Below are 26,561 nucleotides of genomic sequence, written 5' to 3'. Positions count from 1 at the left end.
CGCTATTAGTAGTTAACTGGCAATTTAAAGGTAAATTATGAAGAGAAAAACAAGTCACTATCGTAATCTATATATTTATTTATATCAAAGTAATTATTGTTCAGCTCCATACGTTACTTTCTTGAACCACTTTTATGAATTCCCTTACAGAGAAGCTCTGCGGATATAATGTTGTCAGTTCATTATGTTTTACTTTGCTTTCATCCAACGCCATAAAATCCACCAGCATTTCAGCTTCATCTCTTAAGGCAATATGCAACTCTTCAACGGATACTTTCAAATACCCATTAAAGTACTTGTGATCATATTCGAGGCTGGTGTCTGCTATCCACCCTATTACGTGACAATCCATTGAACTTTTAATACCGAGAAACGCCCGAAAGCTCTCATCCGTTTCTAGCAAACTATTCACGGCTTCGGTTTTTCTTTTTATTTGCTGACCCGCTTTTCTTAAGGTGGAATGCTTATAGCGTATCGCTTCTCTTTTACTCGTTCTTCGATAAGTCGATTTGACTTCAATAACAAGTACGGTGCTATCTAGTACACAAATTAAGTCTATTTCACCAGGGTTAAAGGTATCAGTTCTCTTTGGCTCATAACCTACAATAACTGTAAATCCTCTTTTTTTAAATTGCGCACCTAAGCTTGTTTCTATTCTGCTTGTTTCGCTTTTTAGCTCTGCTCGCTTATTTGCAAAGCGACGTAGTGTATTTATCACATTTACGCTGGTTAACTGCCTAGCCATCATCCAAGGTAACTGAACACTGTAATGACCAAGTTTAAAGATTGGTCTTTCAGTCAGTTGCGGTATGTTGTCATGATTGTTGGATTGTTGGATTGTTGGATTGTTGGATTGTTAATCAATATTAAAAATACCCCACTGGGTGAGGTATTCATTTAATAATAAAAAAATGACGAGATTATAATAAAAATGGTTACTTAGTTTTAAACATTTTGTCGTTGCGTTTATCGGCATCTGACCAGAAGTTTAGGTTGAATTGTGCATCATCGCTGAGTTCTACACGGTGCCAATATTCAGATGGGCTGGTTGCAAACTCCCCTGCATTGATAATCACTTTTACCTCGGGTTCTGTTGCTTTAGCATCTGCAAAACCATAATAAGTAACGGTCCCTTCCATGACACAAAGTTGACCAAACACGTCTTTCGCAGTGCAATGATGACTGAGTAGATCTGCTGGGACGTTCTCTTTAGTAAAAAAAGGAGTTGAACGTTGGATAGTCCACTCTTTGGGGATTCTTAAATGACTCATAATATACTCCTATACCTATACTTATTCATGATGAATAATGATGCCAAATAACTATTAATAGCGTTGGTCTATTACTAATGTTGGACTATTACTAATTTTAGACTGTTAATAGTTACCAGTAATTTTCACTGCTAAAGTGACCTGGTTTACGCCTTAAATGTTTACTAAAACCGAGTTCAATCAAGCTATCGCTGCTATCCCGAACCATATTGGGATTGCCGCATAAATACACAAAACTATGACTACTTTCCAATGGAACACCAGCGGCTTTTTGTAAAGCTCCACTTTTGAGCAGCATTGGTATTCTTCCTGACAAAGCTCCGCTGACCGGTTCTCTAGAAACAATTCGTACATAAACTAACCTCTCTTGATAATGCAGTTTAAGTTGTTCAATTTCTTTTTGATAACTCAACTCTGCCTCAAATCTAGCTGCATTCACTAATACAACTTTGTCGAATCTCTGTTCAATAGACTTATCATTTAACATTGCTAAATAAGGACCTATCGCCGTTCCCGTGCTCAATAGCCACAAAATACGTGTATATTCAGGCACTTCATCTAGGGTCATAAAGCCAGCAGGTTCATGGCCTACTAATAACTCATCACCTACAGCCAGCATGTGTAAACTTGGAGTCAGTAGACCATCGGGATCCGTGACAATTAAAAATTCCAACTCCCCTGTCGCTTTATGGTCGATTGGATGATTAACAATCGAATAAGCACGACGAATAAGTTGCTGGTGTTCATCGTACTGAGCCAGCTTAACGAACTGTCCGGCCGTATAATTTATCAATGGTGCTTTTACGCGTAAGGAAAACAAGTTCTCTGTCCAATCGATACGTTTTGTAACGACTGCTTGATTGAATCCGATATAAGGTTGGAGCATAGTGCCTCTCCTTTCTAGTCTAACTATTTAATAGATTGCACAAGTCGTGCCATGAAATATAGACAGGTATATCAATAGGTTAGTTAATCGACATTTTGCCTATTATCATAATGATTAGTTAATTCATTATCTCAAAGACAATAAATTATCTTTTTGATAACAAATAAATGCAAAAAAATACGCCTCTAAAATCTATAAGTCGTATTAATGATTAATATTAGAATTTGAGATTAAGTTTCGATTGAAGATAGGTGATCTTTCACATTAAGATCCATTGATTACGATACGATTCAACCTTGAATCTGCCTTGTCTTAAATCGGCTTTTAAGGTTATTACCAAGTTTATTTGGCTACTAATTTATTAGACTACGACGAATAGAAATAATTCATCATTGTGAATATGGATTTTCTATTGAGAAATGACTAACACTTAATGCCAACATTCATTATGGTTTTGGGGATAGGTTTAAATTTTGACTGAATTAATAATTAATATAGTAACAAACTTACACATCATTATGACTGGGTTGAGTTTTTTACTAAATTAATGACAGTTTCAAGATTATGGTTATATCGATATAAACCAGCCTTTACACATTAACCCCTCATCAAATCCAAGTTATGCCTGCATCATACATACCGATCTAAACAGGTTGATGTTTTTAGCATGTTATTGGTTAAAATCCACAACCAATACCTCACCCAATATATATACACTTTATTGCTTCAATAATTCGCCTTGAGCTAAGCAGAACTAACGACACTGATTAGTAAAAAATAGTACCTTATGATTTTAAATATAATTGCGCTTTCATTAATCAGAATTGAGGCTAAGGAGATAAAAACTGAATGATTAATAAAAAACAACGGTTAACTATTGATAAATTACAAGACAAAATACTATACAAAAATCTATACAAAAATCTAACTTTACCCCCTCCAAAAAATAGCTAGCTATCAGATTGCAATTGCTAGCAATCCTGTTAACATTAATTGAAACACTTATTTATGTATCATATTAGATGACCGATAATACCAATGGAATTAAATAAGTGCTCAGAGATTGCGCAGGAAAAATTAACACTAATAAGGCGTGAGTTGTAGGAGATAGTTGTTCTCACTTCAAAACTCACAACGCAGTTAGGGAGGATTTTAACCAGCAAGAATGATCACCTTATTAATTCTTTTGGTATAAGACATAGTAATATTCAAATAACCTTAAAAGGAATTAAAATGACTGAGTTAGAAAAGGCAATCGACCTTGTAAGTAAGTTCCTTGAAGCTTCAATGGAGCCTAACCCTGAACTTGCTGCAACCTACATGGACGATGATGTAAAAATCATCTTTACAGGTCGCCGTGAAATGGCTAATGCACAACAAATAACAGCATTTAATAAAAGTCGTTATGAATGGGTTAAAAAATCCATAAAACAATATGATGCAATGCAAAAAGAAGATCATTGTGTGGTTTATTCAATAGGTTTTTTATATGGCCAATGGCAAGATGGTACACCATTTAATGGTAATCGTTACACTGATCGTTTTGAAGTTCGTCAGGGTAAAATAACAAAAATGGATGTGCTTAATGACAGTGCTGAATGGATTCTAACACCAGAAATAAATCGAGAAGCTGAGTGAAAATTAAATAGCCAATGAACTATTATTATTGTTGGTTATAACGATTAAAATATTTAGATAACTTACGCTTACATTCAACGAGCAATATAAACGTAAGTATCTGTTTTTTTTAAAAAATCAGTCGTTTCTGGGTTTAATTAGTCGTTATAACTCTTTTAAGGCCATTACTAAGTCAGTCGCAGTACTTTGTGTATTGTCTAGCACTAATTCAGACTCTAAATGTTGTAAATGTTGTAGCATGACTTTTGCTGCTAATGCTTGATTTCCTTCTTTTAGTGCATCAATAATATCTTGATGTTCATTATGTTGACAAGAAGGAACATCATTATGTTGATACAAGGCAACGATAAGCGAACTGCGTACCATTAGATTTTCAAACATTTCTTTTAATACTGTATTACCGCACATTTCAGCTAATAACTTATGGTAATGACTCAAGGTACTAACAATCGCTCGTCTATCATTCCCTTGAGTAACTTGTTGCTCGCTTTCCATATGAAGTTCAATTTTTTGCCAGTTATCTTGTATTGTTTGTTGAGTAATATTTTCTATAATCCCACGTTCAACCACACGTCTTGCAGCAAATATTTCTCTAGCTTCTTGTGCGCTTGGCTGAGCAACAAACGACCCTCTGTTAGGTTCGATAGTAACAATATGTTGAAGTGCTAATCGTTGTAGTGCTGATTGCACATGATTTCGGTTAGCATTCAAAGCTTCAACAATTTGTGCTTCCACTAAACGTTGACCTGGTTTTAATTTATGTTGAGCAACTGCTTTAGAAAGCTTACTAATAATTCGTTGTATTTCTTGCTGTTTGTTAGTCGATGCTTTAGTTGCTGTTTTTGTCATTTTATTAATACATCCTCAATACCTAGCTATATTGCTAGCGCTATAAAATATAATACTGCAATGTGGTTAATGAAATCAAAAGTAATATCACTAAACTAGAGATTAAAATGATTATATTTCATGGTATTACAGTATTCACGACTATAAACAAAAATGATTACGCCTCCCTAGCCAAATACATCATAACTGGGGACGTTTAAGTATCAACAAAATAGAATGATAAATTTAAAGTCAAATAAATAGTTGGTCCAATAAGTCACGCCAAGCATTTTAGGTCATTTACCTCTATGTCAGGTATATACACATCACCTATCAAGATGTAAAAATCAGCAAGTCGTGAGATAAACAGATTCTAGACATAAAGGTAATACCCATCACACTACTTAACTGATCTATTTTACTTGTTAAAATAACTTAGTTTAAGGCGTGAATTAAGGTCTTTCGAAGATTAACTTCGTTATCGTCAGCCGTAGAATTAAATATAAAAAGTATCAACATGTTCATATTCTAGACGCTAACAATAAATGACGGCCTATTAAGGTGGATAAAGAGTTGCATCATTACGCGAAAAGGTGACCTTTCCATTTTTAATACCTAAACTCGGAGATTGAATGGTCGCAATTATTTCAGCACGATCACTAACGGGGAAAAAAATAGCATCCGCAGACATATTAAGTGCAATACCATAATGTTCAATTCCCATTAATTTTGCAGAATCAGAAGAAACCCAATCTAAGCATTGTACTAACTCATTTTTAGTCGCTAACTGCGCAATGTTTGCAAATAGATTAGCTTGTCTTACTTGTGAACAATCACCATAAGGAGTAAATGGATTTTCGATATTATTACTTGAAATAGAGCAATTTACCCCGGCTTTACTTAACGGCATTAATGGCGCGACACCTCTTGGAATATTATGGTCAAATTCTCTTCCCATAAGAAACAAGTCAGTACTTGGCAAAGCCGTTAAATGAACGCCAGCTGAAGACATTCTTTCCGCAATAATTAATAATTGATCCATTGGTAATGTAGATAATTTTGTCACATGACCCACAGTCACTCGTTGCTGATAATGATGTTTTATCGTCATTTCTATTACATGGGGTAATAACATGTGTCGAATATCGAGATCGAAATCTAAATGAAAGTCTAAATCTACGTCATATTTAACAGCGAGTTCAAAAAGTGTTTCAATTTGTTTTTCCGGCAAGCTATCAGTGTAAGGGCATCCTCCCAACAAATCTGCGCCCAATTGCAAGGCCTGCTCTAATAACTCATAGGTACCCGCGTTGTTATGTAACCCTTCTTGAGGGAATACGCATAATGATAACGTTATCCCCCAAGCATAATCTTTTTTTAACTGCTGAATAGCTCGAAAACCAGTTAAACCAATAACAGGGTCAATTTCTACATGGGTTCGCATGTAACTTGTCCCTTGTTTGATTGCTTTTTCTATGACTTTCTTTCCTCGGTTATAAACATCGTCATAACTAAAATTGGCTTTTGCATTGGCTGTCTGTTCGATAGCTTCAGATAACGTGCCTTGATGTAACTCACAACGAGAAAATATACAGGCTTTATCTAAATGTACATGAGTCTCTACTAAAGGGGGTAACATCAACAACCCTTTAGCATCAATGACTTTAACATTGTTTAATTGCGACGATAATAAACTGCTTTGGTCTAAAAATTTTACAAATTTACCCTTTTCAATAAATACACAACTTAATTCTTCTTTGCCCTCAAGCAAACAATTAATAATGATAGTATCGATAATCATTAATTCACCCCCATATAAGCTTCTTCTAACTTAGGATCAGATAACAACTGCTCTGCTGTACCCGATTTCACTACTTGACCTGTTTCTAACACGTAAGCTCTGTCTGCAACTTGTAACGCTAAATTTGCCATTTGATCAACTAATAGAATAGTTACACCGTCATCTCGTAAGTCTGCCAAGGCATCATATAATTCGCCAATCATCGCGGGAGATAACCCTAAAGAAGGTTCATCAAGTAATAATATGCTTGGCTTTGCCATTAATGCTCGACCTACAGCCACCATTTGTTGCTCTCCACCGGACAGAAGACCAGCGGGACTATCAATTCGGTCGTTGAGTCTAGGGAAACGCGTTAAGATATCGTTTAATTCTTGTTCTTCATCGACTTGATCAGACCTTGAATATGCACCAATCAATAAGTTATCTTTAACCGACAACTCTCCAAATAACTGCCGCCCCTCAGGAACTAATGCTAATCCTTTTTTAGCGATATCATTTGCATTGAGATCTTGTATGTATTCATCATGTAATCCAATGCTTCCTTGAATAGGTCGTTTTAAGCCAGCTAAAGCTTGTAAAATACTACTTTTACCTGCGCCATTAGCCCCTAATATTGCAACAAGTTCCCCTGGATTAACTTCAATGTTAACACCTTCAACAACCGGTGAAGCGCCATAATCTATCGTTAAATTTTTAGTAAATAACACCGCTTGTCTTTTTGCTTTCCAAGCCTTTTGTCTTGGACTTGCTTGATAGCTTGTTCCACCTAAATAAGCAGCGATCACTTTTTCATTTTGTCGAATATCACTAGGGTCTCCCATGGCAATGGGTTTACCTGCATCTAACACTAGAATTTTATCACTCACATTCATCACTAATTGCATATCATGCTCCACAAGTATCACGGCGATACCAAAGCTAGCTATCGTCTTTAATAACGCGGACAACTTATCTGTATCTTGACGGCTTAAACCTGCTGCTGGTTCATCTAATAGTAAAACCCAAGGGCACGTTGCTAATGATCTTGCAATCTCAACAATACGACGATCCACATGAGGCAAGTCTTGTGTCGGCGTATGTATCCCTCCTTTGTAACCCACCAGTGATAACAAGTTCAAAGCCAGCTCTTTCTGCCCAGGTTTACTTGAAAAGAATGGATGTCCTAGTTGACCTTTTTGCATTGCCGATAATAAGTTTTCTAATACCGACATATCATCAAATAATTGACTTGTTTGATATGTTCTTGCGACGCCACAACGTGCTACTTGATATGCACTTTTACCTGCTAATTGTTCGAACAGTTCGATACTTCCTTGATTGGGTTTATAAAAACCACTGATCATATTTAATACGGTGGTTTTACCTGCGCCATTAGGACCAATAATGCTGGTTACTTTCCCTAATTCAGCTTCAAAGCTGACGTTTTGAGCGGCTTTAACGCCACCAAACTGAATACCAATATTTTCCACTTTTAGGGCTTTTAGGCCGTTACCCGCTCGGTCATAAAATTGTCCGATTAAATCTCTGTTAACTGATTTTGGCGGTAATTCTTTTTTATAACGTGCGAACCTCCTTTCTATTTCTCCTAAAATACCTCTCGGAGCTCCCCATAAAACAATTAATAACAATACTGCAAAAATCAATAATCTATACTCAGCTAACGGCGATAACACCTCTGGAAGTAGAACAACAATTATGGCCCCTAAAATTGGCCCCCATAAGGTGCTGGTCCCACCAATAATAACCACTAATACAAATAAAATTGATTGAGAGAATGGAAACGTACTAGGGCTAATGAACATCATCAGTGGAGGTACAATTGAACCCGCTAACCCTGCGAAACAAGCCGATAATGCAAATGCTAATGTTTTAGTTTGAACAGGATTGAAACCCAACGAACCAGCTGCAATAGGACTTGCTTTCACTGATCTCATTGCTTTACCCCAACCACTGTTATAAAGGTAAGCATAAATAACTAAACAAATACTCAATGCAAAGGTAGCGATGATGGCTAATAATTGGTTAGGATCCATTTCACCGAGCATAGGCATTGGGATCCCCATTAAACCGTTACCACCACCAGTCAAACCACGCCATTCAATCAGTCCATGATGCACAACAAAGGCAAACGCAATAGTGATCATGGCTAAATAAGGACCACTGACTCGCATGGCAGGTATCGCCAGGAGAGCCCCTACCAAACCACAGCAAAATGCGGCCATCAGTATGGCTAATATAAAGGGCACACCATTCATCAATAATAACGCGCTAACATAGGCACCAATGGCATAAAAAGCGATATGCCCAAAGCTGATTTGTCCGCTCAAGCCCATTAAAATATTAAGTCCAATACCAACTAGTGCTGTTAATACACAGAGAGTAAAAACAAGTAATGAATAACTATCTAAAAGAAAACATAACGTAAAATTTATGAGAGTCAGTAGCCCAAGAAATGCTAGCGATCTGTTGTTGGCCATATTCATACTTTGACCTCCTGATTCTTACCAAATAATCCATTCGGTTTTATTGCCAGAGCCACAATTACCAATGAAAAAGTTATAATTTGAGTGAAAGCTGAACCAAAATAAATAGTAATAATTGCTTCAAGTAGCCCAAATATTAATCCAGCCATAAACACACCGTATGCGCTAGCAATCCCACCGAGTATTGCCACTGCAAATGCTTTTAATCCAAACAAGGTTCCCATGTCTGAATGCACTGCGAATAAAGGCGCGATTAAGATGCCGGAAATGGCTGCAAATACCGTTGAAATGGCAAAGCTAATCGCCACCACACGACTCACATTGATGCCCATTAATTGTGCTGATTGGGGATTTTGAACACATGCTTGTAACACTTTACCAAGGCGAGTGTATTTACCAACTAAGACCAAAGAAACCGTAATAGCGACACCAACTAATGGAATAATGATTTGTAGTGCAGAAATATTACCGTTAAAGATATCTACATTTAAACCGGCAAATTCACTGACAAATTGACGAGGCTCTTTACCAAATGAAAACAATGCTAAATTATCCACTAATATTCCACCCGCTACCGTCGCCATTAACCACGCTTCAGAGCCTTTACTCGCAAAAGGGCGAACTAAAAATCGTTCAATAGCGAGTCCATAAATAGCGCAAATAATGAGTGTGATAAAAAAGGCAACCCAGTATGGGAAGCCCCATGTAATGCAAAAAGTGTATGCCACAACAGCACCAACCATCATTGCACTACCTTGAGCAAAATTAACGGTTTTACTAACGATATAGGTTATATGAAAACCTAAAGCTAACAGGGCATACATGCTGCCTAGCCCTAAGCCTGTGATAATAGCGGCTGATAACATAACTTCTCCTAAATATATAAATAGCGTCCCTGCTGATTTATAAAATTACTTAACTGGTACTATTTGGTTATCTACAAAATGTGTAAATAGATAATCATTTGCACCAATCGCGTCATGCTGATCTTTATCAAAAGGTTTGTTATAGTTTTTAATCAAACCGTCATATTCGCCAATAGCATAATATCCATTACGAATATCTTTACCTTTAGTACTTCCCGCTTTTTCAATCGCTAAAGCCGTTAAATGCATTGCATCATAAGCATTAGCGATACCAACCGCAGGCGTAACATCAGCTATAGATTTAATTTCAGGAAACTTAACTTGTAATTTTTTAAATATTTCACCACTTTTACCGCTTTGTGTATCAGTAAAAGTAAAGGTTTGAATGAAATGCACACGATCTGCAGTTGGCCCTGCTAATTCACCAAAACGACCTCCAGCGGGTCCCCAATGTGAAACAACTGGAACATCCCAACCCATTCGTTCAAGTGATTTAACAACTTGTGCAGAAGGGGCAACATTAGCGACCATAAATAATGTATCTGTCCCTTTTTCTTTTAATCGGCTTAATTGCGGAATAACATCAAGATCGCTTGACTCAATTCTTTCAATTCCTGTGTATTCAATACCACGTGATGACAGTGCTTGCTTTAATCCTTTTTCATTTGACTCACCCCAAGGATTATTAATTAAAATCATGCCTGGCTTTTTCATCGCATACTTATCAACGCTATATTGAACTAAAGCCTCATCAACCACTTCATCTACCGCAGAAACACGAAAGGCATAATTATCTTTTGCCCCATTTTTGGTAATAGGAGTACCCGCAGCCCACACACCCATAAACGGTATTTTTAATTGGTTAATTACCGGTACAATTGCCAATGAAACTGGAGTATCTAACCCACCAAATAGTACCGAGACTTTTTCCCTTTGAATCAATTCTCTTGATGCCAACAATCCTTTAGATGGATTACTCTCATCATCACGTCGTATTAACTCTATTGGACGACCCAATACGCCACCAGCTTCATTAATTTCATCTATTGCAATAGTAAGTCCACGAGTAATTGCTTCTCCTGACTTCGCAGATTGGCCTGATAAAGCGGCTACTAAACCAACTTTAATAGGCTCAACAGCTTGAACAGTGACGGCGCCCATAGTGAAGACACTATAAATGCTGATATAAAATCCTTTTTTTAACGCTTTATTAATGATTGATAAATTCATAAATTACCTCTTCCCTTTCATTGCTAAGACAAAACCCACACTGCTAGCTAAAAACGAACTATTGCTAGCAATCACAAGATAATAGCTAGCAATAACAATGCCAATCTCATATGCCTAGTTTTACTGGCTTTGTCATCAGCGTAACGCACTGCAAAAGAGCAAAAAGGTTAAAAAACGCACTTTAATTGTTCATTTATTGCTAGTTATGAATATAAATAGAGGCATGAAATAAATGATTGGAAATTTAAATTCAAAGGTTAAAAATAAGCTTTTATTTAGACGATTATAAATTTAGAGAGTAAAATACAAGTAACAAATACATTGATTTTATACATAACCTTTTTGCTATTAACTTATGTACTGAACAGCTGATAAAATGACTACATTTATTAATTCTCGACTAACATAGTCAATAGAAGTTGTGTAATATCAGATCATTATCTACCCACCTATATATCGAGCTCCTCATGGAAGTTGAACTATTAGAAATCCAAGATTTTATCAGCCAATACGCCCCTTTTGATGAGCTTCCTGAAGAAGCATTAATAGATGTTGTACGCAGTGTTGAAATATCTTATTACCGCTCTGACACTAATATTATTGACTTTAAAGATGATATTAATGAGCTGTATATGATTCGCAGTGGTGTAGTTGAAATTTATAGACGAAATGGCAATCTTTATAACCGTTTAGATCAAGGTAAATTATTTGGACAAATGGGCTTATTAACCAGTAATAAAGTTCGTTTCCCTGCAAAAACCACCAAAGATACGCTTTTATATTGTATTCCTGGATCGGTATTTTACGATTTATGTGATCGTTTTGAAAATTTTGCTGACTTTGTAGAAGCAGAAGATAGTACCCGACTGAAACAAGCAGTAGAAAATAAAAGCGATAATGCCAACGCACTAACAACCTCTAAAGTTAAAACATTATTAACGAGAGAGCCGCTAATATTACCTAGCGATAGCAGTATTCAATCTGTTGCAAAAATCATGGCGGAAGAAAGCCACTCAGCAGCGCTGATTAAAGACACGAGTATTGATGAAGAAGAAGGCTTTAGCTTTGTTGGTTTAATTACCGAACATGACCTTTGTGCAAAAGTGATTGCATCAGGTTTAAGTGTTGAAACACCGGTATCCGAAGTGATGTCTACTGAGCTAATGTCATTAGATCATAATGCTTATATCTTTGAAGCGATGTTGTTGATGTTACGTCATAACGTACACCATTTACCGATTATGAAAAATAAGCGACCAATTGGTTTAATTGAAGTCTCTGACATTATTCGTTATGAATCTCAAAATAGCTTGTTGTTTGTAAGCAGTATTTTTCAGCAACAAAGTACAGAAGACCTGGCCCAACTGTCGGTTCAATTAAAAGATTGTTTTGTACGTATGGTCAATGAAGATGCTAACTCTCATATGGTGGGACGAGCGATGTCTGAGATTGGACGCAGCTTTAAACAACGTTTATTAGAATTAGCAGAAGAGAAGTTTGGCCCGCCTCCTATCCCTTATTGCTTTTTGGCGCTCGGTTCAATGGCTCGTGATGAGCAACTATTAGTAACAGACCAAGATAATGGTCTCATTTTAGATAATAGTTATGATCAAAAGTTACATGGAGAGTACTTTGAAAAACTATCTCATTTTGTATGTGATGGTTTAGATGCCTGTGGTTATGTTTATTGTACTGGCGAAATTATGGCAACCAATCCAGAATACCGTAAAACGCAAATACAGTGGGAAACCTGCTTCACCGATTGGATTGATAACCCTAATCCTAAAGCATTGTTAAATTGTAATATATTCTTTGATTTAACCGGTGTATACGGCCGAGTTAAGTGGGCTGAACAACTTAATGCCTTTATATTACGTCGTGCAAAAAAGAATAATCGATTTTTAGCATGTATGGCACGTAACGCGCTAAATAGAAAACCACCATTAGGTTTCTTTAAAGATTTTGTAATGGAGAACGATGGTCGACATAACAATTCTATTAATCTTAAACGTCGTGGTACCGCCCCACTTGCCGATCTTATCCGTGTTCATGCTTTAGCGATTGGATCTCAATCTCAAAACTCCTTTGATCGATTAGAGGATATTATTGAAGCTGGCATATTACCTAAGTCTAAAGGTGCAGATTTAAGGCATGCAATGGAGCTCATCTCTTTAGTGCGTTTACGCCACCAATCATTGGATGTTGAGTCCGATATTGAGCCTGATAATAATATTGAACCAGAGAATATGTCTGACCTTGAAAGACGTAATCTTAAGGATGCATTTTTAGTATTAAGCAATGCTCAAAACTTTTTAAAATATCGTTACACAGCAAACAAGTTTTAAGGTTATAGATGCATAATTTCACTAATAAAAAAATCTTAAATTGGCATGCTTATTTACAATTACAAGCACAACATTGTAAAGATTCACGACTTAAGACCTTTTATAAAGCAGGTACTTATCATGATGATGCTCTATTAAAAGACGTAGAATTTGTTGCTTTAGATTTTGAAACAACAGGTTTAGACCCTAAACAAAATAGTATTATTAGCATTGGTTTAGTGCCTTTTACTTTAGACAGAATTTTCTGCAGTCGAGCCAAAAAATGGTATGTAAACCCACAGGATAATCTTGAGGAAGAATCAGTAATTATCCATGGTATTACTCATTCTGACTTGAAAGGTGCACCAGATTTACGACGTATTTTAAACCAGTTACTTGATGAATTAACCGGTAAGGTTGTGGTGGTACATTATCGTAATATCGAACGTGATTTTTTAGATTTAAATTTACGTGCTTTAATTAATGAAGGCATTATCTTCCCCGTCGTTGATACGATGCAAATTGAAGCAGAAATTCAGAATAAACAAATACAAGGCTTTTTTAATTGGTTAAAAGGTAAGAAACCTGGCTCCATTCGTCTAGGGAATAGTCGTCTACGTTATAATTTACCGGGTTATCAACCACATGACGCATTAACCGACGCTATTGCGACAGCAGAGTTATTACAAGCTCAAGTTAGTTATTATTACAGTCCTGAAACACCGATTAAAAACTTATGGTTATAAGCTTTTAATCGTACTGAATGTACTATTTACCTTATTGTAAATTGCGATAAGGTAATACTTTAAAGCCTGTGTGATGGGTATAAAGGTGAAATATCGTAAGAAGGAAGCACAAGCAAAGAGTCCCCATAATAAAACTCGTTAAAGTAAAGATCATCAACAAACCTGCCAATAAATAATCTCAATTTTGAATCCCCCTTCAGTTCATCACTCTTTGATTTATGGGTTTCAACTAAAAATCTTAATAGAGCTAAATTTAATCACTCAATTTTTGTAAGACTAATACCAACAAAATTAATAAGATGATCATTCTTGCTGGTTAAAATCCCCCCTAACTGCGTTGTGAGTTTTGAAGTGAGAACAACTATCTCCTACAACTCACGCCTTATTAGTGTTAATTTTTCCTGCGCAATCTATGATCACTTATTTAATTCCATTGGTATAAATCCCCTATTGTCACTTTTATAACTAAAGCATTAGCCATAAAAAAAGCGGAATCACTTTTAATGATTCCGCTTTAATACAACGAATATAACTAATATTGTAAGCTAATACTTGAAAGTAACAGCCAAACTAGTTTTTATTATGTTTTTCAGTACGCATACCCATCAGCAAGCTCACACACATTATTAACAGAATAATAGTGAATGGTAATGCCGTTGAGATAGCTCCTGCTTGTAGTGCCTGAATAGCGTTTGTTCCGCCAACCCAAAGCAATGCGATTGCAATAGCACCTTCAATTAATGCCCAGAAAATACGTTGTGGCACTGGCGCATCAACTTTACCACCAGCAGTAATACTATCGATAACTAGTGAGCCAGAGTCAGAAGAGGTAATAAAGAATACCAATACTAAGACGACTGCTAATAGTGAAAGAATGTTACCAAATGGTAATTGGTCAAACATTTGGAACATCGCAAGTGGTACTTCAGTTAACCCGTTTGCACCTAGCTCACCAACGTTATTAATGATTTGATCAATCGCGACACCACCAAACACTGACATCCAAAGAATCGTTACCACTGTTGGAATAATCAATACGGCAATCAGGAACTCACGAACTGTACGACCACGTGAAACACGTGCAATGAACATACCTACGAAAGGAGACCATGAAATCCACCAAGCCCAATAGAACACAGTCCAACCGTGCATCCAAGCTTCATCTTCACGACCAATCGGGTTACTCAGCGGGATAATATTTTCAATATACCCCATCACAGTAGTAGGGATAGTGCCCATTGAAACAGCCATTGTCACTAATGCAACAAAAACAATTAATACAATCGCTAGTAACATATTAATGTTACTGATGACTTTAACACCACCATCTATACCACGTACAACCGACACAACGGCTAACAGTGTGACGACAACAATAATAATGATTTGCGTTAATAAGCCATCATCAATACCAAATACATGATGGAAGCCACTTGCAGCTTGTTGTGCACCAAGACCTAAAGACGTTGCAAGTCCAAACAAGGTTGCGATAACAGCAAAGATATCAACAACATGACCAGGCCAACCCCATGTACGATCACCAAGAATAGGATAGAACACAGAACGCATTGAAAGTGGTAAACCTTTGTTATAAGCAAAAAAGGCTAATGACAATGCAACCACACCGTAAATGGCCCAAGGATGTAAACCCCAATGGAACATAGTTGCGCCTAATGCTAATTTAGCCGCTTCAGGTGTATTAGGTGTTACGTTCAATGGTGTTTCATACCAACCAGTGAAGTAAGCAACAGGTTCTGCAACCCCCCAAAACATAAGACCAATACCCATACCAGCAGCAAATAACATTGCTATCCATGACATGGTTGAGTAGTCACTTTTAGCGTCATCACCACCAAGGCGAATTTTACCAAATGGAGACACTACTAACGCTAAACAGAAAATAACAAATATATTAGCAGACCACATAAATAGTCCATCAAACATACCAATAATTTGCCATTTTAAACCGTCTAATGCTGCTTTTGAAACTTCAGGATCAACTAACATGATTGCAATTAAAAACAGTGCAATGAAGCCTGCACTAAACCCAAAAACAGGATTGTGAACATCAAATCCCCATTTTTGAACATTATCCTGACCTACAGTGTAATCGGTATTATCTATACTGTACTTATCTTTATTTAAACTCATCATTCCTCATTTAGAGCAAACCGCTCTTCATTGTTAATCCATTTGACCGAATTCATAATAATACCAATCACACTAATTAACTGATCTGTTTTCTTGGTTAAAATGACTGTTTTCTTCATTGTAAGTTTCGCAAAAGGAGCAACCGTTAAAGCATTAGCCTTTTTTGGTTAACTCCCCCGACAGACGTTAATCGTCGAAAGGCCTCAATTTACATCTTAAATTAAGCCATTGTTCCCACACAAAATTTAAATCACTTATTTAATATAGTTGGTATAACAAACATATGTCGGTAAAACATGATAGCAAAATCAATATCACATTTCAGTGGAACATTATCAATTAACTCATATTTACCTGAAATCAGTGTAAAAAGACCCTTTATAAGAGAACTTAAACAACGATCTTTTGTCATGATGTCTTTATTTAACTTTAATGAGTCAACATATTGAGATGCAAAGCCTTAAATTCAACAAAACAAAGGTGAAGCACTAACGTCTAACAACATAATAATCATTCTCTAGTTGAATCTGAATAACTCAACAGGGTCATAAAAATCATCACGTTTCTGCTGACTTTAACTATTTTCCTGATAAAGTAATTAATGCAAGTAACTCATTGTTATGATTATCTAATTAGGTTTTGTCATTAATATATCAGCACTGCTTTATACTAAGCTAAATGATAGATAATTAATTGTTTTGGCATTACAATACTTTTTTACCTTTTTTATGTGGGATGTTAATGGCACTTCGAATTGCAATAAATGGTTATGGGCGTATTGGACGTAGTGTTGTAAGAGCACTATTTGAAGGTCATCATCAAACACAAATCGATATAGTCGCGATCAATGAGCTAGCGACGCCTGAGGCGATTTGTCACCTCACTCAATATGACTCAACGCATGGACGCTTTCCTTTTGAAGTAACACAAAACCATGACTTACTTATTATTGAGCAGCATCCAATTCAATTACTCGCTTATAAAGAAATCAGTGAATTACCTTGGCAAGCACTGGATATTGATATTGTTATCGATTGTACGGGTATCTTTGGTTCAAAAGTTGATGCCGATGCGCATTTGTTGGCAGGCGCTAAGAAAGTTATCTTTTCACACCCAGCTGATCAAGATGTTGATGCTACGGTTGTTTATGGTGTTAATCATCAACAATTAACTGGCCAAGAAAAATATATTTCCGGCGCATCCTGTACAACTAATTGTATTGTGCCTGTGATTGCGATTTTAGATGCCGCCTTCAGTATTAAGTGCGGCACAATTACCACTATTCATTCAGCCATGAATGATCAACCGGTAATCGACTCTTATCACCATGATTTACGTAGAACACGTGCAGCAAGCCAATCAATTATCCCCGTTGATACAAAATTAGCCGCGGGTATAGAGCGAATATTACCTAAGTTTGCTAATAAGTTTGAAGCAATCGCAGTACGTGTTCCAACGATTAATGTCACAGCAATGGACCTGAGTATTACGGTCGATAAAAGTGTTTCAATTGCTGATATAAACCAATGTTTAAAGCAAATGGCAGAAGGTGAATTAAAAGGCATTTTAGGTTATACGGAAGCACCACTAGTATCAGTGGATTTTAATCATGATCCGCGCTCTTGTATTATCGATGGGACTCAAACGCGCGTCAGTGATGGTAATTTAGTTAAACTATTAGTGTGGTGCGATAATGAATGGGGCTTTGCTAATCGTTTATTAGATACTTGCTTACACTTAAAGAAATTATCAGAGCAGTAAGTTTCAGATTGGTCTTTATGGCATTGGTGAAGTCATGAAGTTGGTGTAGCTTAGGGTTGATTAATAATCGAAAAATCCTAAGCTGCATAAATTTATAACGTTATTGATACACGTTTAAGTCTTATTCGCACTCAATGCCTTCTATTTAGCTGCCACAAATTCAACACTACATTCGTAAGAGCCCATTTCAAATATTCGACACACCCAAGGTCTATTTTCATAGATAGTGCAGAGCTTTGTATCTCGGTCGACACAGATACACCAGCCATCATCTAAACGTTTCATGGTTTCACCGCCCCACTGATCATGTTCGATATACTGTTCAGGAACACCAGTATCCGTGATTAGCATAACTTCTAACTGGCAACATGCTGCATTGCATTTAGCACAGGTTAGGTCAGGACTATTTACTTCTTTTATTGCTATAGGGTTAGAGTCAGTCATTCATCCACAATGTATTAATTAAAATGTAAAGTGCTAAGCCTATAGCGCTATGCCTCTAAAAGATACTTTGTTTTAACCGACAGACTATTATTATACCAATCTGATTAAATAAACTGCCTATTTAGGGGTTAGGGAAAATGGATGCTGCAAGGCGTTGATTGCAGTAACTAGGTATTCTCATTACAAAATCAACAACGAAGCTAGCATTCATTTTAACAAGCATAAATGACGAGATAATTACTTAGATTGGGATTGCTATCAAATTTTAATATTGAGTGCTTCTGTATTTGGCAAAGCTTGTTTCGTTACCCCTATTTTCACTAAATCAGACAATGTTACGATCATCTTTTCAATTAATGGTGATAACTGATCAAACTCAATATTATCCAATAGATTTTTAACTTCTAAGCCTAATTCTGTATCGCCTTGTATGTTTAAACGTCGTTGAAAAAACAACGTATCTGGATCTTCTTTGCGCCCAGCAACTAAAATAAGATCATTCATCGTCGCACTGAATGACACATCAGTATGCGTCGTTTTATCTTTAACGATAATATGTTGGTCAAAACTGATAAACCACGTTAGCTTTAAATCAGTTACTGTCACTTTTAACCATTTCCCTTCTAAAAAAGCGAGATCTCCGTCTTCAATCGCCTCTTTAAAAATACTGCTTATGATTGAGTGCAAACATTTTTGTTGCACACTAAATGGAACAAATTGACTGGGTATCGCTAATAACTTAGGCGTAGTGACCACCAGATTTTGCAGTATCTTATTCCGTAATGAGATCAGCATAGTCTTCCTTTGGATAATCATGTGTTTAAATATAAAACAAATTATAAGCACTCGAAAAATTCACAACTTGGTTTAAATCAACATACATTCCATTATTAACGTTTATTTTCTTTAAATATCATGATGAATAAGAGTTGCATGCCCTACATCAATAAACAGTTTAGATAATTTTTTACAATAACGGCCATTAATAAATTTGGAGTTATTGTATGGAATTATTATGTCCAGCAGGCAGTTTACCCGCATTAAAAATGGCCATTGATTGTGGTGCAGATGCCGTCTATGTAGGATTAAAAGATGATACTAACGCACGCCATTTTGCAGGATTAAATTTTAATGATAAAAAGCTAGCAAAAGGTGCTCAATATGTAAGAGATCACAATAAACACTTACACGTAGCCATTAATACATTCGCTCACCCAGGTGAAGAAAAGAGATGGTTTAATGCCGTTGATAAATGTGTTGATTTAGGGGCGAGTGCAGCCATTATTGCTGATATTGCCACACTTGATTATGCCGCTAATAAATACCCTGATTTGGAGTTACATTTATCGGTTCAAGCTTCCGCTACTAACACTGCTGCTATCGATTTTTATCAAAAGAACTTTAATGTTAAACGAGTCGTTTTACCTAGAGTCTTATCATTACATCAAGTAAAACAACTATCACGTAATACCTCAGTTGATTTAGAAGTTTTTGCTTTTGGTAGTTTATGTATTATGGCTGAAGGCCGATGTTATTTGTCTTCTTACTTTACAGGCGAATCCCCCAATACGGTTGGTGCTTGCTCGCCAGCTAAATATGTTCGTTGGCAAGAAACAGACAAAGGCTTAGAGTCCCGTTTAAATGACATTTTAATCGATCGTTACCAGCCAAATGAAAAAGCCGGCTACCCTACCTTATGTAAAGGTAAATTTACCGTAGACAACATTGATAATGAAGAAAAAGCCCTTTATCACGCACTTGAAGAACCCACCAGTTTAAATACGTTATCTATATTGCCTGAATTATTTATGGCGAACGTCAAATCAGTCAAAATTGAAGGTCGTCAACGCAGCCCTGCTTATGTGGAACAAATAACCAAAGTATGGCGTGCAGCCATTGATAACTATAAACACTCACCAACAGATTATAAAGTCGAAGCTGATTGGGATGACGTGTTAGCGAATGTATCAGAAGGCAGCCAAACAACCTTAGGTGCTTATCACCGTGATTGGCAATAGCCGCCCTATTTTAACGCATCAAAGTTAGGAGCAAATATGAAATTATCATTAGGGCCTTTGTTATATTATTGGCCAAAACAAACAACCGAAGACTTTTATCAACAAGCGATGAGTAGCGATGCTGATATTATTTATTTAGGCGAAACGGTCTGTAGTAAACGCCGGGAATTGAAAGCGCGTGATTGGATAAATTTAGCTAAAGAGCTCAATCACCAAGGCAAAGAGATCGTTTTGTCGAGCATGGCCTTATTAGAAGCACCATCAGAAATCAAAGTATTAAAACAACTTTGTGAAAATGGAGAGATGTCCGTAGAAGCCAATGATATTGGCGGTATTCAACTATTATCAGAAAAGAAAGTACCTTTTGTTTGTGGCCCTGCTATTAATTGTTATAACGCGCACACGCTTAAGTTATTTGTAAATCAAGGTATGCACCGTTGGGTGATGCCCGTTGAACTTTCTCGCGACTGGCTAGAGAAAGCATTAACTGATGCCGAAAAAATGGGCATACGAGGTCAATTCGAAGTCGAAGTTTTTGCACATGGGCATTTGCCCTTAGCCTATTCCGCGCGTTGTTTTACCGCAAGGTCTGAAAATAAAGCCAAAGATGATTGTGAACTATGCTGTATCAAATACCCACAGGGAAGAGCCACTAGCACTCAAGAAGGCCAACAAGTATTTGTACTTAATGGCATACAAACCCAATCTGGTTATTGTTACAACTTACTCAATGACATTGAAAGTATGAGAGGTTTAGTGGATGTGGCGCGTGTTAGCCCAAGTTCAATTGACAGCTTAACGACATTACAACAATTCAAACAACGTATATTAGGTGTAGAGCAATATGTTAAGCACAATAATTTACAATGTAATGGTTATTGGCATCAAATTGCAGGCCTTTCTTTGCAAGGTTAGTACTAATTTAATTGGCAGAACATTGGCAAAATATTGGTAAGCAAAATTATTCGTTAATTAATAATGCTCATGGTTTTAACATGGGCATAAACACGACTTCCAACAGTGAGTTTAAGTTTATTGAATGAACGCAATGTAATGTAAGCATAAATACATTGTGATTGTACTTTTAAGGTTAAGACCACTGCTTTTTGGTTGTCCTGTGAATAGTCGACTATTTGTGCTAATAAGCAGTTTAATAACGAACTACCTTCAATAGGCTGGAGCGCAACAATCACATCGCGACTGTTTATTTTCACTTGTATTTGCGATGTGGTAGGTGCTTGTTCTGCGGAAACATACAATGTTTGACCGTCTAAGCACCCTTTTATCAACGCTTCTTGTTGATCATATTCTTTCACTAATACCGTTAAAATTAAGCCTTGTTGCGCAAACTTTATCAACGATAGATGACTATCTAAAAATAGCTTCTGTGGCTCACCGATCGCTTCAACTTCGCCATCATTAACCAACAACATCTGTTTACTAAGATAAAACAGCTCATGTTCTGAATGGGTTATATAAAGGATAGGTATTTGTTCGCTTATCTGTTTTAAAAACAGTAACAATAGTTGTTTACTATTAACATCTAACGACGAAAGAGGTTCATCCATTACTAATAGTTGTGGATTAGTCAATAACGCACGAGCAATAGCAATACGTTGTTTTTGACCTCCTGATAATTGTGTTGTTTGATGTGATAAAAGATCTGTAAAGCCTAACTTTTCTGCTAAATGGTTAATGGTAAAAGTACAACTTTTTGCTTTGCGTACTGCCAATTCTAAGTTTTGTTGCACATTTAAATGCGGGAATAACCTGGGTTCTTGAAATACAACACCGATATTTCGATCTTCTACTGCTAACGTATGGACTTTGTTATTAGCATCAGATCCTAACCACTGTTGCCCTTGAAAGGTAATATTACCCGTGCAGCTTTCTAATCCGATTAAACAACGTAAAAACGTCGTTTTACCTGCGCCAGAATCACCAAAGATCGTACATACTCCCGATAAGTCAACTTCACCTTTAAAGTGTAATTTTTTACTGTGTTTGTCTTGCCCTTTAAAGGATTTTTGAATATTAAATTTAAGCATTTAACACCCGCTGTTGACGCTTTTGCAGGAAGCCATATATCACCACCAGCAAGGAGATTGAAAAGGCCAATAATATAAAAGAGAGTTGATGCGCTGAACTGTATTGCAGAGATTCAACATGATCAAACAAAAGAATAGATAACACTTGGGTCTCCCCAGGAATGTTACCGCCAATCATCAACACCACACCAAATTCGCCAATGGTATGTGCAAAACCTAATGCACCAGCAATAATAAAACTAGGTAATAACATTGGAAATATTATTTTGTATAACCGTTCATACTTTCCATAGCCAAGTGTTGCACTGACTTCTAAATAGCTTTTGTCTAAATGCACAAAAGCACTTTGTAAAGGTTGGACAACAAAGGGTAATGAATAGATCACTGAAGCAATCACTAAACCGGTAAATGAAAATGCCAATGAAGTGTCGTTGAAACTCAACCACCATTGGCCTAAAAAGTGCTCAGGAGAAAAAGCGATTAATAAGTAAAAGCCTAAAACAGTCGGTGGTAACACTAAAGGTAAGGCCACAAGCGATTCTATTAGCGGACGTATTTTTGTTTGGCTACGCGCTAACCACCACGCCAAAGGAGGAGCAATGATCATCAGTAATAACGTAGTCAAACTCGCTAACTTAAGGGTTAGCCAAATAGCCTGGTAATCTCCCGAGGTTAGCATTAATTATAACCCTGAGATTTAATCTGTTGTTGTACTTCAGTGGACAGTAAAAAATCACGAAATAAATTCGCTTCTTTTAACTTTTTATCATTAAGCACGATACCTGATTGTATTAATGGCTGATGCCATGCAGTGGGTATTAGTAAATAATGCGTCTGATTTTTTTGCAGTACTGCGGCATACGATACTAACCCTGCTGTAACATTTTTAGACTCTACAAATTGATAGGCTTGATTGATGTTATTACCTTGTATGTACTGCAGAGATTGCCATTTATGTGTAAATTCCAGAGATTGTTGTGCGGCAATACCATAAGGAGCGAACTTAGGATTGGCAATGGCAAGTCTCCCTTTATACGCCATGAAATCCTCAATTGTTGGGTTACTTGAAGCGTTGGGTTGCCAATATACTAAACGACCTTGTGCATAAACAAAATCTTGTTGTGTTGTTTTACTTTCTGCTTTTAATAAATCGACATGCTTTTGATCTGCCGATAAAAATAGATCAAAGGGAGCGCCACGTAATATTTGTTGGTACAACGTGCCTGTTGAGGCGCTAGAGATATTAACGTCGATAGCGTATTTATCGGAAAATTGTTGTCCAATATCTAATGCCTGTAATTTAAAGTTGCTAGCGACTGCAACATTTAAAGCCGCATGACTTTGCAGACTCACTAAACCAGTGAACATAAAAATAATAATACAGAGGTATTTATTCATTAATACTAATAACCTTCATGGCAATGCCTAAAAACGGTTGAAATAAAGAGATAAAGAAAACTATGTTTTAATGTAAATATAATCAAAGACATAAAACCAATACTACACCGCTAGTGCAACAATAATACTGTCAATAATACCGTAGAATGAAAATACCTCATAACACCAAATAGACGAAAAAACTAAGCGGCGCCACTAAAAAGTGCAACTAAAAAGCACCACTAAGCGACACCACTAGAGCGCACCACCAAGTCATCAACTTAATGTTAGATTTAAGTAGTATACTTTTTTACTTCTCAACCCATTTAGACAACGCATCTTGGTCGACTTCGCGAGCATCTACCCACTGAGTTTGACCATCCGCCATGGTCTCTTTCTTCCAAAATGGCGCTTGTGTTTTTAAGTAGTCCATTATGAATTCACAAGCAGCAAACGCATCACCACGATGTTGGCTGGCAATACCAACAAATACAATTTGATCTGAAATAGTTAATTGTCCTACACGATGAATCACCGTCGATTCAATAATATTCCAACGTCGTTTTGCTTGTTCCACAATATCGACTAAGCACTTTTCAGTCATACCAGGATAATGCTCTAACGATAAATCACTGACACTTTGACCATTGTTCACATCACGAACTAAGCCTGTAAAGGTCACAATCGCTCCAATTGATGTTTTACATTTTAAGCGGTCGTATTCTTCTTGCTGATTAAAATCTTGTTCTTGAACACTGATCATTTATCCGCCTGTTACAGGTGGGAAATAAGCAACTTCGTCACCGTCTTTTAATAACACATTATCGTTAACCATTGCTTGATTAACGGCTTTCAAACAAAGCTGTGACGTTAAAATATTGCTCCATTCAGCTTTGTGTCCGATCAAGTATTTAAATAGTTGATCGGTATCTTCAGCAGCAGTCACTTCAACCTGTAGTTCTCGACAACCGAGTTGTTCACTCAGTTTTGCAAAAAAAAGTACTTTAATCATTTAATAACCTTATTCAACTGCTTTGAAGTGACCTGATTTTCCACCTGTTTTTTCTAGCAGCTTAACTGAAGAAATCACCATGTCTTTTTGAATCGCTTTACACATATCATAAATAGTTAATGCAGCGACCGATGCCGCGGTTAAGGCTTCCATCTCGACGCCCGTCTTCCCCGACAACTTACAAAGACTTTCAATACGCACTCTATTGTTTTCTGTTTCTGCGGTGATATTTACTTCGACTTTTGTTAATGCCAGAGGGTGACATAATGGAATAATGTCTGATGTTTTTTTAGCGGCCATGATACCTGCAATGCGAGCAGTGGCAAATACGTCACCTTTATGATGTTGACCATTAACAATTAACGCTAAGGTTTCTGCTGACATATCGACATAGGCTTCAGCAATAGCTTGACGGACCGTCACTTCTTTTGCTGTTACATCCACCATATTAGCTTTGCCATCTTGGTTAATATGGGTAAAAGTAGCAGACATTATTTAGCTCCTAGGTGCGGCATAAAGTTGCATGGCTTATGTTGAGCGTTGATTTGCTCTTCAATTATTTTAGTCCAAGCTGTTTTACAAGCACCAGTCGAACCAGGCATACAAAAGATCACAGTGTTATTAGCAAAACCTGCTAATGCACGACTTTGGATCGTTGAAGATCCAATTTCTTGATAAGAAACCGCACGGAATAATTCGCCAAATCCTTCTACTTGTTTATCAAATAACACAGACACGGCTTCAGGTGTTGTATCACGGGCTGTAAAACCAGTTCCACCAGTGATTAATACAACTTCAATTTTTTCATCTGCAATCCACTGTGAAACGACAGCTCGAATTTTATAAGGGTCATCAATAACAATTTGCTTGTCGACTAATTGATGGCCAGCAGTGGTTAATGCTTCAACTAAATATCCACCTGATGTATCAGTCGTTTCATTACGTGTATCGGAAACAGTTAACACTGCAATATTGGCAGCAGTAAATTCTTGGGTTGATAAATGACTCATATTAATCCTTTTGATCTGGTTCTAAAGTACCGGTTTTATTTGTCTTTTTTACTTTGATTGTTTCATCACCCGTAACATCGATAAACAGTGTTGCCATTGTTCGGGCGTATTGGTATTTTCAAATCTAAATGCATCAGTTTCTTTTTGATTAAACCCTTTTATATTAAGTGTTTCAAGCAAACGATATAAAGAACGATGTTTTTTATGTGTTGTAGTGACAACCTCTGCTAAATAATCTAGCAATGGCTCGTTTAATGTTAGTAACATTGGAAAGGTTGTTTGTTGATAGTAAACACCTGGCGGTATAGTTAATTTATCATTTGTCGTATTCAAGGTAAGAAAATACTGCAATAAATTACGACAATCTTGTATCGCTAATAATGGCATATCAACAGGGATAATAAATATTGCATCGTAATGACGATAAAGTTGCTTAGCACAAGCTTCGATCCCTGCAATAGGTCCTAAACCAGCTTGTTGATCAATAATACAATCAAAATCATCATAATGCCCACTCACGAAGCAATCTTCAAATCCGACATTTTGTAATAAGTTAACACTTCGCTCTAATAAGGTACGTTGCTCAATAGTTAGCATCGCTTTATCTTGCCCCATCCGTAAGGACTGTCCACCTGCTAAAACAACGCCTGCAATTTTCACATGCTCA

General features: G+C 36.7%; 26 protein-coding genes. 7 read left to right on the top strand and 19 right to left on the bottom strand.

Translation table 11 applies throughout. The features are described from left to right. Positions 1 to 100: 100 nt before the first annotated feature. The gene (locus GQR59_RS07740; protein WP_236546686.1) at positions 101 to 718 is read right to left on the bottom strand and encodes an NERD domain-containing protein; all 618 of its coding nucleotides are present in this window, start codon (positions 716 to 718) and stop codon (positions 101 to 103) included. Between the two features lie 51 nt (positions 719 to 769). Between GQR59_RS07740 and GQR59_RS18820 the strand changes: the two genes are divergently transcribed. After that, positions 770 to 901, top strand: a complete 132-nt coding sequence (locus GQR59_RS18820) for a hypothetical protein (RefSeq protein ID WP_268892976.1) — start codon at positions 770 to 772, stop codon at positions 899 to 901. A gap of 34 nt (positions 902 to 935) precedes the next feature. Here the strand turns inward: GQR59_RS18820 and GQR59_RS07735 are convergent, their stop codons facing one another. Continuing rightward, on the bottom strand, positions 936 to 1,271 hold the full coding sequence (locus tag GQR59_RS07735) for a DUF1971 domain-containing protein (RefSeq protein WP_025565535.1): 336 nt from the start codon (positions 1,269 to 1,271) through the stop codon (positions 936 to 938). Positions 1,272 to 1,383: 112 nt separating this feature from the next. Next, positions 1,384 to 2,157, bottom strand: coding sequence for a ferredoxin--NADP reductase (locus tag GQR59_RS07730; protein WP_160061409.1), 774 nt, complete (start codon positions 2,155 to 2,157; stop codon positions 1,384 to 1,386). A 1,233-nt stretch (positions 2,158 to 3,390) separates the two neighbouring features. Here GQR59_RS07730 and GQR59_RS07725 point away from each other — a divergent pair. Then, positions 3,391 to 3,795: a nuclear transport factor 2 family protein gene (locus GQR59_RS07725; protein WP_160061408.1), complete on the top strand. Its 405-nt coding sequence runs from the start codon at positions 3,391 to 3,393 to the stop codon at positions 3,793 to 3,795. 144 nt (positions 3,796 to 3,939) lie between these two features. On the opposite strand, the gene GQR59_RS07720 is transcribed toward GQR59_RS07725, so the two are convergent. The 5 genes from GQR59_RS07720 to GQR59_RS07700 all read right to left on the bottom strand — a co-directional run bounded on the left by GQR59_RS07720 (position 3,940) and on the right by GQR59_RS07700 (position 11,003). Beyond that, the gene (locus GQR59_RS07720) at positions 3,940 to 4,644 is read right to left on the bottom strand and encodes a GntR family transcriptional regulator (protein ID WP_160061407.1); all 705 of its coding nucleotides are present in this window, start codon (positions 4,642 to 4,644) and stop codon (positions 3,940 to 3,942) included. Positions 4,645 to 5,179: 535 nt separating this feature from the next. Beyond that, a complete protein-coding gene (locus GQR59_RS07715; protein ID WP_160061406.1) occupies positions 5,180 to 6,424 on the bottom strand; it encodes an amidohydrolase family protein in 1,245 nt (414 codons plus the stop codon). Next, positions 6,424 to 8,901 (bottom strand): ATP-binding cassette domain-containing protein, encoded by a 2,478-nt coding sequence (locus GQR59_RS07710; protein WP_201288081.1) that lies wholly within the window; start codon positions 8,899 to 8,901, stop codon positions 6,424 to 6,426. The genes GQR59_RS07715 and GQR59_RS07710 overlap by 1 nt, the downstream gene beginning before the upstream one ends. Positions 8,902 to 8,903: 2 nt before the next feature. Continuing rightward, positions 8,904 to 9,773: a branched-chain amino acid ABC transporter permease gene (locus GQR59_RS07705; RefSeq protein WP_160061404.1), complete on the bottom strand. Its 870-nt coding sequence runs from the start codon at positions 9,771 to 9,773 to the stop codon at positions 8,904 to 8,906. 45 nt (positions 9,774 to 9,818) lie between these two features. After that, a complete protein-coding gene (locus GQR59_RS07700; protein WP_160061403.1) occupies positions 9,819 to 11,003 on the bottom strand; it encodes an ABC transporter substrate-binding protein in 1,185 nt (394 codons plus the stop codon). 467 nt (positions 11,004 to 11,470) lie between these two features. Here GQR59_RS07700 and GQR59_RS07695 point away from each other — a divergent pair, with 467 nt between their 5' ends. Together GQR59_RS07695 and GQR59_RS07690 are read left to right on the top strand one after the other, a co-directional pair. Continuing rightward, on the top strand, positions 11,471 to 13,348 hold the full coding sequence (locus tag GQR59_RS07695; RefSeq protein ID WP_160061402.1) for a DUF294 nucleotidyltransferase-like domain-containing protein: 1,878 nt from the start codon (positions 11,471 to 11,473) through the stop codon (positions 13,346 to 13,348). A gap of 8 nt (positions 13,349 to 13,356) precedes the next feature. Further along, positions 13,357 to 14,073: a 3'-5' exonuclease gene (locus GQR59_RS07690; RefSeq protein ID WP_160061401.1), complete on the top strand. Its 717-nt coding sequence runs from the start codon at positions 13,357 to 13,359 to the stop codon at positions 14,071 to 14,073. Between the two features lie 570 nt (positions 14,074 to 14,643). Here the strand turns inward: GQR59_RS07690 and GQR59_RS07685 are convergent. Continuing rightward, entirely contained in the window at positions 14,644 to 16,224 is a 1,581-nt protein-coding gene (locus tag GQR59_RS07685; RefSeq protein ID WP_160061400.1) for a BCCT family transporter, read from the bottom strand. 741 nt (positions 16,225 to 16,965) lie between these two features. Here GQR59_RS07685 and epd point away from each other — a divergent pair. Next, positions 16,966 to 17,985, top strand: coding sequence for an erythrose-4-phosphate dehydrogenase (gene epd, locus GQR59_RS07680; protein ID WP_160061399.1), 1,020 nt, complete (start codon positions 16,966 to 16,968; stop codon positions 17,983 to 17,985). Positions 17,986 to 18,126: 141 nt separating this feature from the next. On the opposite strand, the gene GQR59_RS07675 is transcribed toward epd, so the two are convergent. Both GQR59_RS07675 and ubiT read right to left on the bottom strand, forming a co-directional pair. Further along, the gene (locus tag GQR59_RS07675; RefSeq protein WP_160061398.1) at positions 18,127 to 18,429 is read right to left on the bottom strand and encodes a YkgJ family cysteine cluster protein; all 303 of its coding nucleotides are present in this window, start codon (positions 18,427 to 18,429) and stop codon (positions 18,127 to 18,129) included. A gap of 258 nt (positions 18,430 to 18,687) precedes the next feature. Then, positions 18,688 to 19,224: a ubiquinone anaerobic biosynthesis accessory factor UbiT gene (gene ubiT, locus GQR59_RS07670; RefSeq protein WP_160061397.1), complete on the bottom strand. Its 537-nt coding sequence runs from the start codon at positions 19,222 to 19,224 to the stop codon at positions 18,688 to 18,690. Positions 19,225 to 19,433: 209 nt separating this feature from the next. Here ubiT and ubiU point away from each other — a divergent pair, with 209 nt between their 5' ends. Together ubiU and GQR59_RS07660 are read left to right on the top strand one after the other, a co-directional pair. After that, the gene (gene ubiU / locus GQR59_RS07665) at positions 19,434 to 20,447 is read left to right on the top strand and encodes a ubiquinone anaerobic biosynthesis protein UbiU (RefSeq protein WP_160061396.1); all 1,014 of its coding nucleotides are present in this window, start codon (positions 19,434 to 19,436) and stop codon (positions 20,445 to 20,447) included. Between the two features lie 36 nt (positions 20,448 to 20,483). Next, on the top strand, positions 20,484 to 21,362 hold the full coding sequence (locus GQR59_RS07660; RefSeq protein WP_160061395.1) for a U32 family peptidase: 879 nt from the start codon (positions 20,484 to 20,486) through the stop codon (positions 21,360 to 21,362). A gap of 53 nt (positions 21,363 to 21,415) precedes the next feature. On the opposite strand, the gene modC is transcribed toward GQR59_RS07660, so the two are convergent. The 8 genes from modC to GQR59_RS07620 form a co-directional block, all read right to left on the bottom strand. Continuing rightward, entirely contained in the window at positions 21,416 to 22,495 is a 1,080-nt protein-coding gene (gene modC, locus GQR59_RS07655; RefSeq protein ID WP_160061394.1) for a molybdenum ABC transporter ATP-binding protein, read from the bottom strand. Beyond that, positions 22,488 to 23,174 (bottom strand): molybdate ABC transporter permease subunit, encoded by a 687-nt coding sequence (gene modB / locus GQR59_RS07650; protein ID WP_160061393.1) that lies wholly within the window; start codon positions 23,172 to 23,174, stop codon positions 22,488 to 22,490. The genes modC and modB overlap by 8 nt, the downstream gene beginning before the upstream one ends. Next, positions 23,174 to 23,893: a molybdate ABC transporter substrate-binding protein gene (gene modA, locus GQR59_RS07645; RefSeq protein WP_160061392.1), complete on the bottom strand. Its 720-nt coding sequence runs from the start codon at positions 23,891 to 23,893 to the stop codon at positions 23,174 to 23,176. Before modA ends, modB begins: the two co-directional genes overlap by 1 nt. Before the next feature lie 289 nt (positions 23,894 to 24,182). Next, positions 24,183 to 24,635, bottom strand: a complete 453-nt coding sequence (gene moaE / locus GQR59_RS07640; protein ID WP_160061391.1) for a molybdopterin synthase catalytic subunit MoaE — start codon at positions 24,633 to 24,635, stop codon at positions 24,183 to 24,185. Further along, positions 24,636 to 24,884 (bottom strand): MoaD/ThiS family protein, encoded by a 249-nt coding sequence (locus tag GQR59_RS07635; RefSeq protein ID WP_160061390.1) that lies wholly within the window; start codon positions 24,882 to 24,884, stop codon positions 24,636 to 24,638. Between the two features lie 9 nt (positions 24,885 to 24,893). After that, positions 24,894 to 25,376, bottom strand: a complete 483-nt coding sequence (gene moaC, locus GQR59_RS07630) for a cyclic pyranopterin monophosphate synthase MoaC (protein WP_160061389.1) — start codon at positions 25,374 to 25,376, stop codon at positions 24,894 to 24,896. Further along, positions 25,376 to 25,894: a molybdenum cofactor biosynthesis protein B gene (moaB, locus tag GQR59_RS07625; RefSeq protein WP_160061388.1), complete on the bottom strand. Its 519-nt coding sequence runs from the start codon at positions 25,892 to 25,894 to the stop codon at positions 25,376 to 25,378. Before moaB ends, moaC begins: the two co-directional genes overlap by 1 nt. Before the next feature lie 48 nt (positions 25,895 to 25,942). Continuing rightward, positions 25,943 to 26,554, bottom strand: coding sequence for a molybdenum cofactor guanylyltransferase (locus GQR59_RS07620; RefSeq protein WP_160061387.1), 612 nt, complete (start codon positions 26,552 to 26,554; stop codon positions 25,943 to 25,945). Positions 26,555 to 26,561: the final 7 nt, after the last annotated feature.

Origin of the sequence: Psychromonas sp. L1A2 (assembly GCF_009828855.1) — a bacterium.
GTDB lineage: Bacteria > Pseudomonadota > Gammaproteobacteria > Enterobacterales > Psychromonadaceae > Psychromonas.
This window is presented reverse-complemented; position numbering and strand designations above follow the sequence as displayed.

Excerpts from the sequence above, each read along its gene's own strand:
- GQR59_RS07695 (WP_160061402.1), top strand. The coding sequence starts at position 11,471 with ATGGAAGTTGAACTATTAGAAATCCAAGATTTTATCAGCCAATACGCC.
- GQR59_RS07715 (WP_160061406.1), bottom strand. The coding sequence starts at position 6,424 with ATGATTATCGATACTATCATTATTAATTGTTTGCTTGAGGGCAAAGAA.
- GQR59_RS07690 (WP_160061401.1), top strand. The coding sequence starts at position 13,357 with ATGCATAATTTCACTAATAAAAAAATCTTAAATTGGCATGCTTATTTA.
- GQR59_RS07735 (WP_025565535.1), bottom strand. The coding sequence starts at position 1,271 with ATGAGTCATTTAAGAATCCCCAAAGAGTGGACTATCCAACGTTCAACT.
- modB (WP_160061393.1), bottom strand. The coding sequence starts at position 23,174 with ATGCTAACCTCGGGAGATTACCAGGCTATTTGGCTAACCCTTAAGTTA.
- GQR59_RS07710 (WP_201288081.1), bottom strand. The coding sequence starts at position 8,901 with ATGGCCAACAACAGATCGCTAGCATTTCTTGGGCTACTGACTCTCATA.
- GQR59_RS07700 (WP_160061403.1), bottom strand. The coding sequence starts at position 11,003 with ATGAATTTATCAATCATTAATAAAGCGTTAAAAAAAGGATTTTATATC.
- modC (WP_160061394.1), bottom strand. The coding sequence starts at position 22,495 with ATGCTTAAATTTAATATTCAAAAATCCTTTAAAGGGCAAGACAAACAC.
- GQR59_RS18820 (WP_268892976.1), top strand. The coding sequence starts at position 770 with ATGACCAAGTTTAAAGATTGGTCTTTCAGTCAGTTGCGGTATGTTGTC.
- GQR59_RS07660 (WP_160061395.1), top strand. The coding sequence starts at position 20,484 with ATGAAATTATCATTAGGGCCTTTGTTATATTATTGGCCAAAACAAACA.
- epd (WP_160061399.1), top strand. The coding sequence starts at position 16,966 with ATGGCACTTCGAATTGCAATAAATGGTTATGGGCGTATTGGACGTAGT.
- GQR59_RS07720 (WP_160061407.1), bottom strand. The coding sequence starts at position 4,644 with ATGACAAAAACAGCAACTAAAGCATCGACTAACAAACAGCAAGAAATA.
- moaC (WP_160061389.1), bottom strand. The coding sequence starts at position 25,376 with ATGTCTGCTACTTTTACCCATATTAACCAAGATGGCAAAGCTAATATG.
- ubiU (WP_160061396.1), top strand. The coding sequence starts at position 19,434 with ATGGAATTATTATGTCCAGCAGGCAGTTTACCCGCATTAAAAATGGCC.
- GQR59_RS07675 (WP_160061398.1), bottom strand. The coding sequence starts at position 18,429 with ATGACTGACTCTAACCCTATAGCAATAAAAGAAGTAAATAGTCCTGAC.
- GQR59_RS07730 (WP_160061409.1), bottom strand. The coding sequence starts at position 2,157 with ATGCTCCAACCTTATATCGGATTCAATCAAGCAGTCGTTACAAAACGT.
- moaE (WP_160061391.1), bottom strand. The coding sequence starts at position 24,635 with ATGATCAGTGTTCAAGAACAAGATTTTAATCAGCAAGAAGAATACGAC.
- ubiT (WP_160061397.1), bottom strand. The coding sequence starts at position 19,224 with ATGCTGATCTCATTACGGAATAAGATACTGCAAAATCTGGTGGTCACT.
- GQR59_RS07705 (WP_160061404.1), bottom strand. The coding sequence starts at position 9,773 with ATGTTATCAGCCGCTATTATCACAGGCTTAGGGCTAGGCAGCATGTAT.
- modA (WP_160061392.1), bottom strand. The coding sequence starts at position 23,893 with ATGAATAAATACCTCTGTATTATTATTTTTATGTTCACTGGTTTAGTG.
- GQR59_RS07685 (WP_160061400.1), bottom strand. The coding sequence starts at position 16,224 with ATGAGTTTAAATAAAGATAAGTACAGTATAGATAATACCGATTACACT.
- moaB (WP_160061388.1), bottom strand. The coding sequence starts at position 25,894 with ATGAGTCATTTATCAACCCAAGAATTTACTGCTGCCAATATTGCAGTG.
- GQR59_RS07635 (WP_160061390.1), bottom strand. The coding sequence starts at position 24,884 with ATGATTAAAGTACTTTTTTTTGCAAAACTGAGTGAACAACTCGGTTGT.
- GQR59_RS07725 (WP_160061408.1), top strand. The coding sequence starts at position 3,391 with ATGACTGAGTTAGAAAAGGCAATCGACCTTGTAAGTAAGTTCCTTGAA.